A 17531-nucleotide genomic window follows, 5' to 3' on the forward strand; every position below is an offset into this window, starting at 1 on the left:
GAAAAATGGAGTAAAGAAAAAATACTACTGCAATGGGAAAAGATACTTTAGAACAGGATATGCTTATATCTGTCATTATTCCGGTTTACAATTCTGCAAATAGTCTGTCTCAATGTATTCATTCTATATTAGAGCAGAATTATAAAAATTTTGAACTGCTGTTAATAAATGATGGTTCTGCAGATCGTTCTTTAGAAATCATGAACTCATTTGCCGGAAAAGATCAAAGAGTTACAGTCATTGATAAAATTAAGAACAGCGGAGTAAGTGATACAAGGAATATGGGTATTTCTCATGCAAAAGGAAAAATAATCTGTTTTATAGATTCTGATGACTGGGTTGAAAAAAATTATCTCCAGGTTTTCGTTGACCATTATACATCATCGGATACTTTACTTCTTCAGAACATAATACGGGGTAAAGCCAGGGATCTTCATTATAAAACGTATCAAATACAGGCAGATTTTACAGAATTACTGGTGAGAAATAATCTGTTATATTTCGGAGGGCCCGTTGCAAAATTTTTTGAAAGGGAAATCATCACAGAAAATAAGATTACTTTTAACAAAGAAGTAAGTTATGGTGAAGATCTGATGTTCTTTCTGGAATATATGAAACACATTAATGCCATAAAGATCATTGATGCCTCCCTGTATCATTATGAGTTTACTGAAAGCTCACTGAGCAGGTCAAAGCATTCCTTTGAATCTTTATTCAAATTGCATACTGCCATAAAAGATTTTATTTCCTTACACCGGCAGCAATCCGGCAAAAAACTAAAAAAATATGTTTATCAGGTAGACTGGGATATTATTGAATCCGGCATCGACCAGGGCATTATCGGTAAAAACTTAAACAGAAAAGAAGCATATAAAAATTTGGGCTGCATAGCATCATCAATAAACATCAGTCATTTCATATATACAGGGTTTTACAGAAAAGCTTTATTTTTACTTCTTAAAACCAGACAATTTAAGCTGCTTTTGAAACTTAAAAGAACTCTAAATAAATAATTCTCCTTTGAAAAAAAAAATTCTTATACGTATTGGTTCCCTTCGCCATGGTGGTGCAGAAAAAGTCCTTGTTAATTTTCTTAAAAATCTTCCTGAGGACAAATATGAAATAGACCTGCTCATCAACCTGTATACAGGAATGTATATCAAGGAAATCCCGTCATGGGTTAATCTGCATTATTTGCTTAAAGGAGAAATGATTACCACTAACAAGCCTCATGAAATACCGGTAAAGGCATTCAGAGTACTGTACCAGAAAATGTTTTTATGGTTTCCGTCACTTCTTTACAGGTTTGTTTTGAAAAATAAAAAATATGACGTAGAGATAGCGGCCATCCATGGAATGTACAAAGAGCTGCTTTCCAGCCCGCAAAAAGATTCAAAAAAAATAATCTGGATTCAGAATGATATTTTTAATCTGAAAGAATATACACCGGATGTTATAAGAGAGCTTTTTAAATTTGACAGGATACTGGTAATTTCCGAGAAACTGAAAGAGGAAATGCTGAAGGTTGCACAAAATGACCAGGAGAAACAGAATGTGATTAAGATTTTCAATCCGATAGACAAAAATGATACTTTAAGAAAAGCAGATATTGAAATCAACGACTATCCTTTCAGTGATGATCTTCCCACTTTTGTGACCGTAGGAACTGTATATCCTCAGAAAGGGTATGACAGGTTGTTGAATGTTCATAAAAAACTGATTGATGAAGGATTAAAGCACCAGCTGCTGATCATCGGTGACGGCTATGACTTTAATGCTATCCAGGAGCTACTTAATACGTTAAGGCTTCAGGATACTGCAAAAATGCTTGGTTTCAGCAGCAATCCTTACCCTTACATGAAAAAGGCGGATTTTTATATTATGTCTTCGCGACATGAAGGGTTTCCTACAATTATTGCTGAGGCCCTTATTCTTAACAAACCTATTTCGGCAACAGACATTTCCGGAATCAGGGACCTTCTGCAGGACGGAAAACTGGGAAATATCACTCCGAATTCCGAAGAAGGAATATACGAAGGAATGAAAAAGTTCCTTACTGATAAAAATGCCACTGAAGAATACCGGAAACGGATCTCTGAAACAGATCTTCCCTTTGTTTTGGAAAAATCCGTAGAACATCTTCAGAAAATAATTGACGAAGCATAAAAATATTGACAATGGCTGATTATTCTATCATTCAAAAAGACTTTTACCGGGAAAGCGGAAAATGGCTTTCAACATTTCAGATCTGGAAAAAATGTATCAATCCCAATCTCCATTTTATTTATATTTTGAGAAAGGCACAGAAATATCAGAAGAAACCCGTTCTGAATATTTTCTGGAGGATAGTACTAAGACATTATCAGATCAAATACGGATTTCAGATCTATCCTGAAACCCAGATTGGTGAAGGTTTTTATTTAGGCCATTTTGGAAGCCTTGTCATTAACCCGAAAACGATTATCGGAAAAAACTGCAATATTGCCCATGGAGTTACCATCGGCCAGCAAAACCGCGGAAAAAATGAGGGTTCTCCCGTTATTGGTGATGAAGTATGGATAGGCACCAATGCTGTAATTGTAGGAGGCATTACTATTGGCAATAATGTACTTGTTGTTCCTAATTCTTATGTTAATTTCGATGTGCCACAGGATTCTATAGTTATGGGAAACCCCGGAAAAATTTTCCCAAATTCAAAAGCAACACAAGGCTATATCAACAATAAGATATAAACCTGCCAACATCTGAAGATTTTCGAAAACTCCGGCATAACGCACTATAAAACAGAGCCAATCATAAAATTCTGCTATACTATTTGAAATTTATTATTTTTTTCTATTTTTACAAAAAAATGAAAACAGTCATACTATAATTCATTTTAAAAAAATTAAAAACACATAACTATGAAAAAAAACACTCAAATTCAATCGGGTAGTTGAAAAACTACGGCTGCCCATCCTTTTACACTTCAGAAACAAAACAATAACATCTAAAATCAGAACAACTGTAAACACTCATGTTTACGGACTTTGCTTTTTTATTCACAATAAGTGAAGAAAGCAAGCTGGTCTTTTATTGTGAATCTGAATATTTTACAACTCTAAAAAAGACACAACGTTTAATAAATTCTAAACACCATGAAAAAAAAGTCTATGCTCAAAGCTATTGCCGTACTATTCTGTATAGTACCCAGCCAGGCTTTTTCCAGGCTCTCTTCCGTTCCGGCAGAGTACAGTTATGGAAAAGAAAAGCCTCCAGGGGTGAGCCGTTATACGCCGCCTTATATCTATGATCTGGATCCAGGTTTCACCATTCAGCAGAATGTCAACCAGAAAGGACTGGTTGTTATTGAAGGAAAATTCACAAAGCCTTTCACCAGCGATGATGTCCGCATGGAGATCAGGTACCAGACCCCACAAGGCAGCTGGATAACCGCCTGGTGCAAAATTCTGTATTCCTACAATCAGTACAATGAAAACCTTAAAGCTGTTTTTGAACTGCCTGAAGCCACTACAGCAACCTACAACCTGAAGATTGAATTGAACTCCAATTCGAATCTCAGCAACTTCAACAGCGTAGTATGGAACAAATCCGTAAGCCATTACAAACAAGGAGATTATAGCCCCACCAGCTGTGACCTTGACGAAAATGAATACACCATCCTTTTGACCCCCAAAAAAGAAGGAACACTGATCCTTGATAATACAGGAAAAGTTACTGGGATCAAAGACAGGGTAACCTCAGCCCATGCGTGGAACAAACTTAGCAATATCATCATGAACAATAAGAAGGATGATGTTGTATTTTCGCCAAAGAATCCTTCAGATCTCCTTACCGATACCAATGGGAGTAAATCCGTAAAGATGGTGAATACAGGAGCCATAAGTGATACATTGGGTGCCACTCCGGAGTTTATTTACCATGAGATGCCGGGACATCCGATCCCTTATTTGTACAGCTATGATGATCCTGTATATATGTTTGCAGGGAAATTCTCCATCAACGGATTGATGATGAAATTCAGCCAATGGCCGGGAGAACCCAACGGACCGGGTTACCACAACTTTAAGAATCCAAACAGCCTGGAAAGCAGATACTTTAACATGTACAATACCATCCATGAAAAACTATCTGACTTCATGACCGATCAGGAGCCTATCGTGATTGTATCCAGCTATATTACAGGATTCCGGGTATACAAAAGTAACGGATCCTACATTAACATTACCAATCTTACGGCCCACAGTAATTATGGCGCTCCTCATTTCGGTTACACCAACGATCAGGGCAATGCGCGTAGAGGGCCGGGTTCTGAAGACCTGATTATTTCTAATACACCGGAAATGACCTTATATGGCATGGGTGCCCTCCGGAATAGTGTTACCAATTTCTATGACCCCATACGTTCACTACAGGATATTGAATCGGAAATATCAAAATTCATCAACTATGTAGGAATCTTCAATATTCCTTATAATGTTGGAGAATGTGTGAATGCATGTTTTGCAGTAAACTCAGGAGCTCTTCCGGACAATAATGTCATAGACTGGACCAAAGCCCCCAACAGCTACATTTTTACAGGAAAAGATAAAAACGGTAATAATGTGGATGGCCTTTATATTCCTGTTAAAAAAGCATATGAAATGTGGGCAAAAGGAGGCGACCTCATGAAGGATGAACAGAACAACTATACCAGGATTCCGGATGCAGGAGTTGCCAAAGCCGGATTATACTGGGAAGATGAAGTAGGACTGATAAAATCAGTTGCCCTTGAAGGAACCGGAGAAAATGCCAAGATTAAAGTACTTGTCAATAAATTGAAAGAAGGAAACGCTGTGGTTTCTTATCGTATTGATGATAAAATATACTGGACCTGGCATGTTTGGGTTACGGATGACCCAACCAATGGAAGCACTTATCACCAGGGATTTGAGGCTGATAAAAACAATAATCCGGTAACAGACTGGAAATGGATGGACAGAAACCTTGGAGCTACCAATGCCAATCTTGTAGGTCATGATTTCCACAAATCAGGAGGATTGCAATATCAATGGGGAAGAAAAGACCCGTTCCCTTCCAATTATAAAGATCTTTCGATATATACCATCAGAGGAGAAGTTGGGATAATGAAAGGTTCCGTTCCTTCAAAATACAGAGGAAACCTGTATGCACCGGCTGACAATACAGGCTTTGATTCTCCTAATGGAAACATAAGATATTCCATCAATAACCCTATCAACTTAATTATTCCACCGGTTTATGTGTACAAAATAGGGGAAACACCTGTTGATAACGGAGAAAACTACCTGATTCAGGGTCCTGGTGCTAACGACTGGGAAAGAAAAGAGCAAACCACATGGTTTTCAAAAAATAAGTATAAGGTATTCAACACCAACAACCATTATGACAATGAAACCTGGGATTTGTGGGGAGATACCCGTGGCGGAAAATGGGTAAATATGAATACTTCTGACGCAACCGTTGCCAAAGAAAGCAAGCAGTATGCAATGAAATCTTCTTTTGACCCATGCCCATGCGGATGGAGAGTTCCTTCTTTCTACTCATCCGTAGATGCAGAACCGAAAACCAGCCCATGGGGTAAGGCAGGAAGCATGAGTAATGTGGATATCTCACCTAATACCTTAAGTCCACAATATCCTGGAATAAAAGTTTATCCTGGTTATGGCTTTGACTTAAGCAATGTTGCTGACCGAAATTTAGGAATGTTACCCATTACAGGAAACTATGAGTACTACCCTCAGCCAATGACGTTAGCCAACCGTACGAGTGCCCAGATTGATGGATTAAGGGATGCCAACAAGCTATACAAACAGCCATTCATAGGCTTCCAGGATCAGCATAGTGATGGAGCACTGCATGCCTCCACATTCTTCTCTTCCATCAGCCCGGGGGAAACTCCCGTAACAGGAGCAAGAGGACTTTTCCTTATATCAGATGCAGGAAATGTTCCCAACCACTCAAGTGTAGGATGGCATAATATAGCTTATAACCGTATTCTTGAGGGAAATACCTATGAAACAAGGGCAGTACGCTGTATAAAAGATCCTAACAATGCTTATATGTCTGCAGCATTCGAAACAGAATATGTTGCTGCATCCCCGGTACAATATTCATCGGAAACACTTAAGGAATGGACAAAAGATCCCAACAGTTATATTGAATATACCAACACCACGTTAGATGTACCTGCAGCAGATAAAGACATGGTTATCGATATTCCTTTGAGAAAAGCATATGCAATGCATAACCTCTATTTATCCGAAAACAATGAAATGCCAGCAGGAAACATCAAATCTGCTTCTGTACAATGGACAACTGATAAGAACCTGATTGCCAACATGGAAATCATTGGAGACACTATGGAAAATTCCAAATTAAGGATAATTCTCAACCAGGGGCGTACAGGTAACGCAGTGGTAGCTTTTCATTTAGGAAATACCGGATGGATAAGTAGCGGAAATCCTGATCCGGTTCTTTGGAGCTGGCATATCTGGGTTCCCGGCACAGCAATACAGGAAAGCCCCGAATTCACCACAGAATCTATAGCAAATGACGGTATAAAAACAGCGAATGAGCAGTTCGTAAACCCAACAAACAGTTATTATGGAGTTCCATTAAAAACAATATTAATGGATAGGGACCTCGGGGCACAGATGCCATTTATCAACGAACATGTGGAAGGTTCTGCTGATACAGAAACTTCACCACTGGGATACCAGGCCTCTAACCCAACTTCTGTAAACAGTTTACGGGTAGATCAGATCAAGAACAGTGGCGGCCTGCATTTCCAATGGGGAAGAAAAGATCCGATCCCTGTATTTTACAATCCCGGAGGCTTCTATAATTACCCTCAGGTTTGGGTTTCCGGAAAATTATCCAGACCTTTCAACACCTATAATGTTTACAGGCAAAGCAACCTTGTAGGCGGAGTCATCCAGTATGGTGCAGCGGATATTACCAATACCAGCTATATGAGTAATTATACAAAACCTTACAGTACTTACTCCAACAGTTCAAATGCTAATGTATTGCCTACGGACAATACAGCTTTAAAAATAAAAAAAGTTCTAAAGTACTCTGTTAATAACCCGTTTGTATTTCTGTATCAGAACGATGCAGCTAAGTTCGACTGGATTTCTGATGAGAACGGATTATTTACTGAAAGATGGAGCCATGCCGGAACAAAATCTCCATATGACCCATGTCCTGCCGGCTGGAGAATCCCGGATCTACAGGGAACTGCGGTGGACGGTGTAAACATCTTTGATGGCTACTTAAGTTATGCCAAAGGGAACTCTCCATGGTTCTATAATGCCAAGTTTAGCATTCTTCAGTCCAACGGAAGCTATAAAAACTTCTACGGAATAGATCCTACTATTTCAAGCACATTATCAGGAGTACCCAGCTACGCTCCAAATAACAGGGTTCACTTTGAAAACTATAATGTCAATAAAGGAAATTATATAGGAGGATATGCCCGGTCTACCGGCGCAAAAACGAACATCAGATATGGATTCGTCTTCAATAAGCCCGGTTATAACATCGGTAATTTTGCAAACAATGGAATCAGAGGTTTTGCCGGAGGTAATAATATGGATGGTATCATTGATGCAGCCAATGCAAGCTTCTATAAATCGGGGATTTGGACGTCTGCCGCTTTAGGAAACGGATCAGGTAAGGCAGTGGGAATGTATTTCAATTCTGAAGGTGGCCAAACTACCACTTCTTCTCCATTGAATGTTATCTTTTACTTTACGCCGACCTATGATTTCAACCCACAGGCTGCAATGTCTTGCCGTTGTGCCAAGATCCAATATGACGCCGAAGGAAATGAAATCCCAAGATATGATCCTTCAGCAATTCCCGTCCCTAAAAACGCAATGCAGAAAGCGGTCAATACCTTTGCCAAAAAGGATATTGAAAAGATGCAGAAAGACAACAGCAAACTGATTCTTTTCCCAAACCCGGTTAAGAATATATTATACATCAATGCTGATGACAAAGAGTATTATTTCCAGATCTACAGCCTTTCCGGACAACTGATAAAAGAAGGAAAGTTTGAGAATAAGCAGACCGACGTATCTTCTCTGGTATCCGGAGCTTATTTAGTGAGGATCAGCAATGCAGAAGCATTCGTGAAAATCATTAAGGAATAATTATCTCTCACTTTATAATTAAACGATCCCGGTTGGGATCGTTTTTTGTTTAAAAACTATTCTGATATTTAAATGGAAAACGTCAACATGGGATTATATCAGCCGTAAAGTATAGTAACACCAACAGTTAGAGTAAAATTTCACTTGCATTTATCGGTAATTTCGTGTAATTTTGAAAAATGTATTGTTAGATTACAAGGTTACTATATTTTATCAGTGGATGGCACCAATCTTACAATACAACTTGTTCTGAAAGAAATAGCTTAATATTAAAAAACACAACCCAGACTTATTATTAATTTAAAAAAGATAATTTTTGATGAAAAAAATACAGCCCAAATTTTCCCATTCCTTACCTATGCAATCAACTCTATAAACGGACAGCACTCCGTTGCACAAACAACCGTAACAATTTATCTTCAAAAGTTTCTTTTGAGTTGTTGAGGTATCTGTACACTTAAGAAGTATTATCTGAAATTCTTTTTCATACAATAGATAATTCTGATATCCAGCATAACACTTTCGGGAAATATCTAAGGAAGATGATATAAAAATTAATCTTAAAGCATAGAAAAACAAATACAAACATGTTAAAAAAAATAGTTCCGATTCTTCTCATCCTGATCTATCTCACAGGTTTTTTACTTTCCTTCACTTATATATTTGATAATTTATTTGGTGCAGAAAAGCTGGAAAGTATCCGGAATATTTTCGAATACGGAATTATGTTCTGTTCTTTCCTCGTATTCAATGCATTTCTTTTTAAAAACAAATACACCTCAGTTATCGCCGTTATTCTATGTTTATTATTAAGCATTAATTTCCTGATATCAGTATCCTGCTTTTTTATTTACCACTCAGGCTTCAATGTAGGAATGGCAATAAGCATCCTGGAATCTAATGTAAATGAAGCCATGAGCATGTCTTATATGTTTATCCTTCCGGGTATCCTGTTTTTTATTTTTTTTGGATTACTGCTGTATTCTGTAAATTATCTGAAAAAAAGTGTAATTAAATTTGATATCAAATTTTTTATCATCGCTTTATTGTGGTTGCTTATGCCGTTTGCTTTTTATCTCAAACACAGATATGTAAGTAATAAAGGAGGAGGAAGAATGATCAAAAATGTGTACTATCATTTAACGGATTTCGGTATTGCATTAGATATCCAGAAAGATATCAATGCTCTCAAAAATGTTCCAAAATTCGACGTCAAAAAAATACAGCCTGGAATAGAAAACGTAATTCTTATCATCGGTGAATCTGAAAGGAAGCAAAACATGTCCTTATATGGCTACGACAAAAAAACAACACCTTATACAGATCAGCAGGCCGAAAATATGATGATTTTTGACCATGCCGTTTCTCCGGCAGGAATCACCAACCTGAGTGTTCCCATGATGCTATCCAGCATTCATCCGGATGAATTCAGATATCATTATGAGAAGCTTTCCTACAACATCATCAATCTGGCCAACCAAAGCGGATACAATTCTTTCTGGCTCAGTACACAGGCAAGTGCAAGAGGAATTACAGCCATCGCTTCCATGGCTAAAAATAAAAAATGGGTAAACGGCTATGATGAAGTAATTGTCCCCGAATTGAAGAACGTTATTCAGAAGAAACAGGATAAATTTATAATTCTTCACATTATGGGCAGCCATCCCAATCCATGCAACAGGCTTCCTGCTAACTGGAATTCCGGGGATCTGAACTGCTATGACAGCTCCATCAAATACACGGATTATGTCTTCAATAATATTTTCCGCACTTTGAAAAACACCAATTCTGTAGTTATCTATGCTTCAGATCATGGTCTCAAAATAAAGGGAGACAAATTATTGCACATAGACTCTAAAGAATCTACCCAGGTGCCGTTTTTTGTATGGTTTGGAGATAAGGTGCCTGCCAACTACAGAATAACCGGGCATGAAACCAAACTGACCCAAACCACTTATATCTATCCTCTGATCATGAAATATATGGGTCTTGAGCCACCTCAGCATTATAAAAATGAGGAAAATAAATACCTGGACCTCAATATGAGCAGTATGGAATATAACAAGCTTCCGGAATAATCATTCCCGGGACTGCTAAGATTGTTTATTGAAAAATTAAGAATATTTTAATTCACATGCCTCAGATTTTGATTTATACTTTGTAATTTTATACTGTTTTTAAACGTTTGGATTAAACTTATAGACATTAATAGTTGTAAAGCAAAAACATATCCGATATTGAATATGATTTTAAGCATATTTTAATATTAAACTTTGTTAAAAGTGGTTGATTCTTTAACAAAAATTATATTTTTGTACGATTATTGATTTGGTCTATTGATTTTGAAAATAATTTAAACGAAATAAATAATTATAAACCTTAAAATTTAAATTATGGCACAATCGTACGAAGTTATTTTCGAAAACAACAAAAAATGGGTAGAGTCCAAATTAGCTGGGGATCCTGACTTCTTTCATGAACTTGCAAAAACTCAGCATCCGGATTATCTGTACATTGGATGTTCGGACAGCAGAGCCACTGCAGAAGAGCTGATGGGAGCAAAACCAGGTGAGGTATTTGTTTACAGAAACATTGCCAATGTGGTCAACACTTTAGATATGAGTTCCACGGCCGTTATTCAATATGCTGTAGAACATCTGAAAGTAAAACACATTATTGTTTGCGGACACTACAACTGCGGCGGTGTAAAAGCAGCAATGACTCCTCAGGATCTGGGGTTACTGAATCCCTGGCTGAGAACCATCCGTGATGTATACAGACTGCATCAGGCAGAACTGGATGCTATTGAGGACGAAGGCAAGCGTTATGACAGGCTTGTAGAACTTAACGTTCAGGAGCAGTGCATTAACGTGATCAAAATGGCCTGTGTGCAGGAAAGATACATTTTAGAAGAGTATCCTATTGTTCATAGCTGGGTTTTTGACCTCAGAACAGGTAAAATCATTGATCTGGAGATTGATTTTGAGAAAATCTTGAAAGACATCCAAAAGATCTACAATCTTACAAGTTCTGATTGGGTAATGAGCAGAAAGACTAAATAGTTTTTCTAAAAAAGAATGTAAAATGAAATTCTGGAGTATTATTGTATTAACGTTTTTTCTGAATTTTACGGCGCTGCCAGGCATTGCTGCGGTTGCGGGCTGGGATATTGCAAGAACGAATGTGATAATCAACGAAGAAGAACCGCATTCTCACCCACCCTCATTTATTGTTTACGAAAAGACTATTCCGAAACCTTTAGATGTTTTCGATTATCTGAAGTTTTCCGAACCTGATGTTCAGGGCGTGTCTTTTGTTTTGATTGATGATTCCTTTCATCTTTCACCTTTACTTACTATATTTTCTCCCCCTCCGGAAGCGTAACTCCTATAGTTAGATTTTTTTGATACCATTTCCATATCATTTTTTGATATCGGATACACACGTACTTTAAAAAATTATTTTTTCAACTTTTATAATTGGCTTATTTAAAGCAGATAAGCCGGTTATACCTTACAGCTTCACATTATGAAAAAGACATCATTAATAGGAGGAATCAAGGAGAATTTTCCTTCAGGACTCGTGGTATTTTTAGTAGCTCTTCCGTTGTGTTTAGGAATTGCTTTAGCATCAGGCGCCCCACCTTTATCCGGTATTATTTCCGGTATCATAGGCGGCCTGGTAGTAGGAACAATCAGTAATTCAAATATTTCAGTATCAGGTCCTGCGGCAGGTCTGACAGCTATCGTTTTAACAGCAATAACAGATCTTGGCGCATTTGAACTTTTCCTTTGTGCAGGGATTATTGCAGGACTTATTCAATTGGTTTTAGGGTTTGTAAGAGCCGGAAGTATTTCCAACTATTTCCCGAATAATGTCATTGAGGGAATGCTGGCAGCCATCGGAATTATTATTATTTTAAAGCAGATTCCGCATGCATTAGGTTTTGATAAAGACTACGAAGGGCATGAATCCATCTTTGATAACGGCCTGAATTTCGGATATTTCACAGAATTGTTTGGAGCGATCCATCCGGGTGCGGTTGTTATTACTTTAATTTCTGTAGCGATCCTTATCGCATGGGATAAAATCCACGTACTGAAAAGGATGAAAATGCTTCCGGGAGCATTGGTTGCCGTCATTGTAAGCATCCTTTTGAATCTGCTGTTTAAGATGTCCGGAAGCTCGCTGGCTATTGAAACCCAGCATTTGGTTTCTTTACCGGTGCCACAGTCTTTTGATGATTTTAAGAACCTGATTACAACTCCTGACCTTAACGGCTTTACCAATCCTAAAGTATGGATTGTAGGGGCAACGATTGCCATTGTAGCTTCTATTGAAACTTTACTTTGTATTGAAGCTTCAGATCGTCTGGACAGACAAAGAAGGATTACGGATACCAATCTTGAACTTAAGGCACAGGGAATCGGGAACCTTGTAAGTGCACTCATTGGCGGACTTCCAATGACTTCTGTTGTTGTAAGGAGTTCAGCGAATGCCAATGCCGGAGCTACTTCTAAGATGTCCACAATTATTCATGGTGTCTTCTTATTGATCTGTGTACTGTCTATTCCTGTTGTTTTAAATTTAATTCCGTTAGCAACATTGGCTGCGGTGTTAATTCTGGTAGGATATAAACTGGCAAAGCCGGCAACATTCAAACACTTCTGGCATTTGGGAAAATTCCAGTTTATTCCGTTTGTGGCAACGGTGGTAGCGGTAGTGGCAACAGATCTTTTAAAAGGTGTGGGAATTGGTCTCGCGATCTCCATTTTCTATATTCTTCAGGGAAATATGAAAAGAGCCTATTATTTAAGCAGAGAAAGGCTGGATGATGCAGATGGAATCAATATCAAACTGGCTGAAGAAGTATCGTTTTTAAATAAGGCAGCCATCAAAAAAACACTTAAAAACATAAAACCCAACTCTACGGTGATCATTGACGCAAGAAACACTTCCTACATTGCAACAGATGTACTGGAAATGATTCAGGACTTTGCCAATATCCGTGCAAAGGAACAGGACATCAATGTAGAACTGATAGGCTTTAAAACTTCATACAGGGATTACGAGAGAAGTGAGGATTCCCATATCCTGGTTACTCACAAAAGAGCCATGTAATCTCAATAATTAATTAATTTTTTAACTTTAAATTCGAAAACAATAAAAATATGAAAGCACATACATACGAAACCCAATCTACTATTACTCCTGAGAAAGCATTAGAGTTCTTAAAAGAAGGAAACCAGAGATTCGTAAACAATCTTAAGGCAAACAGAGACCTTCTTGAACAGGTGAATGCAACCCGTGAGGGACAGTGGCCTTTTGCAGTAGTATTGAGCTGTATAGACAGCCGTACATCTGCAGAGCTTATCTTTGATCAGGGATTAGGAGACATCTTCAGTATCAGGATTGCCGGTAACTTTGTGAATCAGGATATTCTGGGATCTATGGAATTTGGGTGCAATGTGGCAGGTTCTAAACTTATTGTCGTATTAGGACATACCAAGTGCGGAGCTTTGAAAGGAGGTCTTGATGCTGCAAAAATTGAAGGTCTGGGAATGGACAACCTGAATCACCTTATCAATCACTTCAATCCAATCATCAATGAAATTATTGAAGAGAATGAAGAACGTTCATCCAGCAACAGCTCTCTTCTTGAAAGGCTTAATCAGCAAAATGTAAGAAGTGCGATTGAAGATATCCGCAAGCAAAGTTCAACACTTAAAAATCTTGAAGCTGAAGGTAAAATTAAAATCGTTGGCGCCAATTACGATGTTGAAACAGGTGCTGTAACCTGGTTATAATAAACAATTCATTTAATTCCAATTATAATTTACAGAAATGCCATCGGAATCCGATGGCATTTATTATACTGGTATAAGACTATTGTTACTTTATTATTTTCCGTTAAAAGCAGACATCGTATTATTCAATCCGGCAAAAACGAAAGAAAGAGCAGCCTTGGAAAAGGTTTCAATTCTTTCGGTAAGCTTTTCAGCTTCTTCTTCATTCCAGGTTCCTAGTACATAATCTACCTGCCGTCCAGCAGCAAAATCTGCAGAGATTCCAAAGCGTAACCTTGCGTAATTTTGAGTCTGTAGTACTTCATTGATATTTTTAAGTCCGTTATGCCCTGCATCAGATCCTTTTCCTTTCAATCTTAACTTTCCGAAAGGAAGGGCCAGGTCATCGGTAACAATAAGCACATTCTCCAAAGGAATGTTTTCCTTCTGCATCCAGTATTTCACTGCATTTCCTGAAAGATTCATATATGTATCGGGCTTAAGGACAAAAACTTTTCTTCCTTTATGTTTTCCTTCTGCCAGCCACCCGAAATTCGATGTATTAAATGATACCTCAAGGGTTTCCGCTATTTTCTCAGCTACTTTAAAACCTATGTTATGCCGTGTATTTTCATATTCTGAGCCTTTGTTCCCAAGCCCTACGATTAAATATTTCATCAGAAATTTTTTGCAAAATTAAGGGATAAAAAATAAAAAACTCAATCTTAGGAAAGATTGAGTTTGAATATTGTTAAAAAATTCTTTATTGTGGTTTGTAGATGTAATTAACGCCATATCCTTTTGTCATGTAAGTCTGAGGATCGTAAACGTAATTTGTACTCTTAACGATCGGCGTCGGAATTGGTGGCGTAAGATCTGTTACCGACCATCTCTTAGGGTTATTTGGAGAAAGAATAAGACTTTCTTTATCATTGATTATAGTAGATAATAATCTTGAAATTTTATATACATGCGGCAACAATGTGAATGGGCTCATCTGCTCATCATAAGCATAATATTCGTAGCTATATTTTCCTGTAACAGCTCCAAATGCACCTCCTGACATTGTTCCGTAATATCTTACAACTTTTGATACGTTATCTCCTACGTAGCTATAACCTGTTTTAGAATAATCCGTGAAAGTAAGAGGAGCTCCCGGAACATCCGGTCCGTTTCTCATAATGATAGAATCCAGTTTTCCTGTAGAAGCGCTGTACTTAATATCATAAGCCGCCTTTTCTTTTCTAAGCAAAGTCTGTGGCCCCGGAGTCGTTGCAGGTGGAACAGGAGGAGGTCTTCTGAAGATTGAACGGCTTTCAGAAATAAGCTGCAGTCTGTTGTTATTTGCGTAAGTAAATAATTGAGTGTAAGATACACTGTCTTTATCCAGCTTCCCGTTTCCGTCAAGATCAAGAAAACCATTGAAGTTGATCTGGCTGATTTTATCACCACTGTACATAATATCAGTAACGGAAGCACTGTCTGTGATTACTTTGGTCACAAGCAGTCCGCTGTAGCGATATTCTGCGATAGTATCTTTATCTGTAATTTCTCTGTATAATGCTCTGGGACCGCTTAATCCTCCTGTATTGTTAAGATCCAGCAATGGATTCCCATCCTCATCCAGCATGTCCTTGCAGGAATGTATTGAGGAAAAACCTGCGATCAGTAAAATAAAATAGAAAATTTGTTTCATTTCCTTGTAATTGATTATTTTTTTGACAAATATAATTTTTTTTTGCCTAAAAATTGTATTATTATTTATATTATGGTAAGATTAATAACTATATTTTTCCTATAAATTTTTATAGGTAAAAGTTAAATTCTGGTTTTTTTCAACAGTTACATACCCCTGATTATCATAAGAATAACTTTGGGCTGTATTTACAGGAGCAGCCGGTGACGGCAGTTCTATGAACATTGAAGTAGGATTGTTCGGAGATATTTTATAGAACTGGGCCGGATTGATCAGACTTCGTGTGATAAAATACACTGAAGGGAGTGTTGAATACGGGCTTTTCTGAGCATCATAGTTCTGGAAGTTGTACTTGCTTATTACAGCTGTGCTCATATTCGGGTTTCCATTGATATCCAGTATACCTTTAGAACAAACTACCTGAATAACATTATCACCATTATACACAAAACTATAGTCAATAAATCTGTTATAGGCACTGATTCCTCCTTCTTTTCTCTTCTCAAGAATTTTGGTAAGTTTATTGGTCGTTGCACTATAGGTAAATGCATAGTCACTTACAACAGATGCAGACGGGGTTGCCCCTGTTGCTGTAGAAGTAGCATTGTAAATCTTTTTACCGGTAGCATCAGGAACAATGTTGAATTCATACACAAGACTGGATGATGCTGAACTTACATATTTAATTTTAGTGATATTCTTATCCGTATAGGTTACTGTTCCGGTAAAATAAGCACTTCCCGAAGCAAACTCATCTTTAGACACTGCAGTCTGTAAGTCGCCGGTTACCGCTGTAGTAGTGTATTCTTCCTGAGTAACATTATTGGAACTAACCTTTGCCAAAATCTTTTTAGGCGGCGGGCCATCATCAGGATTCGGGATGGATTCTGTAGGATCCGAGGTTGTATTACATGCTGTCAGCAGCCCAAGAAAAGCAATACCGGCAAACATTTTAAAAAAATAGTTTTTTACCATATAGAATTTTTTTAGCTTGTCCAAATATAATTCAATTTTCGATAATACACTTTACTTTATCCGAACAAATTCACAAGAAATAGAGTTAATAAACAAAAAAAATCTAAAAACATAACGTTTTTAGATTTCCAAATATTGTATTGTTATGAAAATTAATAAGGCTGCAATATTGATGTTGTCAAGACAGACTGTGACATATCACTATTGAGGAAAGTAGCGTCAACCGCTCTTCCTATTCCAAGCACTGTTCCTGCAATAGCTCTTTTTATACAGGCTACTTTAACAGAATATTGATTTTGAGGGGTAAGATTGGTAAGGGTTGCATTAAGGTTAAAAATCTTATAAGCACCGCTGTCTCCCAGAAGCACATCTGTTCTCACCGCTCTGAGTGCATCATTTATAAAAACACCACAGGCAAAACTTGCAGAATTTGTACCTGTCTTCTGAACGGTTGTCTGAAATGAAAAAGTAGCTTTGTTTGTACCGTTGGTAACAGAAAACGTATCTACTGTTCCGGGGATTACAGTCCAGCCTCCCGTCAGAGCGTCTCCATTACTATAAGGACTCGTAGAACCATTGGCTCCGGAAAAGCTGATTCCGGTTTTATCCGCAACGGTATTGATGGAAAACAAAGACATACTTCCCTGCCCGTCAGCAATTTTGATAGCTTTCCAGTCATTTGTAGTTAAATCCGTATTATTATGTAATATATCACCGGCTGTACCGGCAGAACCTTTCAGTAAATCAGTTCCTCCTGTTCTTAATTCTTTTCCAATATTAAGATCTCCGTTCACATCCAGCATATTAGTCGGATTAGGAGTATTGATACCCACCTGGGCATTTGTTGCAACAGCTAATAAAAGAGATGTAACAAATAATATTTTTTTCATAATCCTT

General features: G+C 37.7%; 13 protein-coding genes. 9 read left to right on the forward strand and 4 right to left on the reverse strand.

The window, feature by feature from the left end:
- Positions 1 to 32: 32 nt before the first annotated feature.
- The 9 genes from ACE3RB_RS11500 (at position 33) to ACE3RB_RS11540 (ending at position 13984) form a co-directional block, all read left to right on the forward strand.
- Complete coding sequence (locus ACE3RB_RS11500) at positions 33 to 1013, forward strand: glycosyltransferase family 2 protein (protein ID WP_374464341.1); 981 nt, start codon at positions 33 to 35, stop codon at positions 1011 to 1013.
- Positions 1014 to 1020: 7 nt separating this feature from the next.
- Positions 1021 to 2166, forward strand: coding sequence for a glycosyltransferase (locus tag ACE3RB_RS11505; RefSeq protein ID WP_374464342.1), 1146 nt, complete (start codon positions 1021 to 1023; stop codon positions 2164 to 2166).
- Positions 2167 to 2177: 11 nt separating this feature from the next.
- A complete protein-coding gene (locus ACE3RB_RS11510) occupies positions 2178 to 2732 on the forward strand; it encodes a serine O-acetyltransferase (RefSeq protein WP_374464343.1) in 555 nt (184 codons plus the stop codon).
- 405 nt (positions 2733 to 3137) lie between these two features.
- Positions 3138 to 8177: a T9SS type A sorting domain-containing protein gene (locus ACE3RB_RS11515; protein ID WP_374464344.1), complete on the forward strand. Its 5040-nt coding sequence runs from the start codon at positions 3138 to 3140 to the stop codon at positions 8175 to 8177.
- A 587-nt stretch (positions 8178 to 8764) separates the two neighbouring features.
- Positions 8765 to 10255: a phosphoethanolamine transferase gene (locus tag ACE3RB_RS11520; protein WP_374464345.1), complete on the forward strand. Its 1491-nt coding sequence runs from the start codon at positions 8765 to 8767 to the stop codon at positions 10253 to 10255.
- Between the two features lie 315 nt (positions 10256 to 10570).
- Positions 10571 to 11239 carry a carbonic anhydrase gene (locus ACE3RB_RS11525; protein WP_374464346.1) on the forward strand — a complete coding sequence of 223 codons (669 nt, stop codon included), beginning with the start codon at positions 10571 to 10573 and terminating at the stop codon, positions 11237 to 11239.
- Between the two features lie 22 nt (positions 11240 to 11261).
- Positions 11262 to 11561: a hypothetical protein gene (locus ACE3RB_RS11530; protein ID WP_374464347.1), complete on the forward strand. Its 300-nt coding sequence runs from the start codon at positions 11262 to 11264 to the stop codon at positions 11559 to 11561.
- Positions 11562 to 11705: 144 nt separating this feature from the next.
- The gene (locus ACE3RB_RS11535; protein ID WP_374464348.1) at positions 11706 to 13298 is read left to right on the forward strand and encodes a SulP family inorganic anion transporter; all 1593 of its coding nucleotides are present in this window, start codon (positions 11706 to 11708) and stop codon (positions 13296 to 13298) included.
- Between the two features lie 50 nt (positions 13299 to 13348).
- Positions 13349 to 13984: a carbonic anhydrase gene (locus tag ACE3RB_RS11540; protein WP_142725240.1), complete on the forward strand. Its 636-nt coding sequence runs from the start codon at positions 13349 to 13351 to the stop codon at positions 13982 to 13984.
- 93 nt (positions 13985 to 14077) lie between these two features.
- Here ACE3RB_RS11540 and pth read toward each other — a convergent pair whose 3' ends face one another.
- The 4 genes from pth to ACE3RB_RS11560 all read right to left on the reverse strand — a co-directional run bounded on the left by pth (position 14078) and on the right by ACE3RB_RS11560 (position 17524).
- Entirely contained in the window at positions 14078 to 14641 is a 564-nt protein-coding gene (pth, locus tag ACE3RB_RS11545; RefSeq protein ID WP_374464349.1) for an aminoacyl-tRNA hydrolase, read from the reverse strand.
- An 85-nt stretch (positions 14642 to 14726) separates the two neighbouring features.
- Positions 14727 to 15659 (reverse strand): hypothetical protein, encoded by a 933-nt coding sequence (locus ACE3RB_RS11550; protein ID WP_374464350.1) that lies wholly within the window; start codon positions 15657 to 15659, stop codon positions 14727 to 14729.
- Between the two features lie 99 nt (positions 15660 to 15758).
- Positions 15759 to 16634 carry a hypothetical protein gene (locus ACE3RB_RS11555; protein ID WP_374464351.1) on the reverse strand — a complete coding sequence of 292 codons (876 nt, stop codon included), beginning with the start codon at positions 16632 to 16634 and terminating at the stop codon, positions 15759 to 15761.
- 152 nt (positions 16635 to 16786) lie between these two features.
- Positions 16787 to 17524 carry a hypothetical protein gene (locus tag ACE3RB_RS11560; protein ID WP_374464352.1) on the reverse strand — a complete coding sequence of 246 codons (738 nt, stop codon included), beginning with the start codon at positions 17522 to 17524 and terminating at the stop codon, positions 16787 to 16789.
- Positions 17525 to 17531: the final 7 nt, after the last annotated feature.

Source organism: Chryseobacterium sp., from assembly GCF_041914225.1.
Taxonomy (GTDB): Bacteria; Bacteroidota; Bacteroidia; order Flavobacteriales; family Weeksellaceae; genus Chryseobacterium.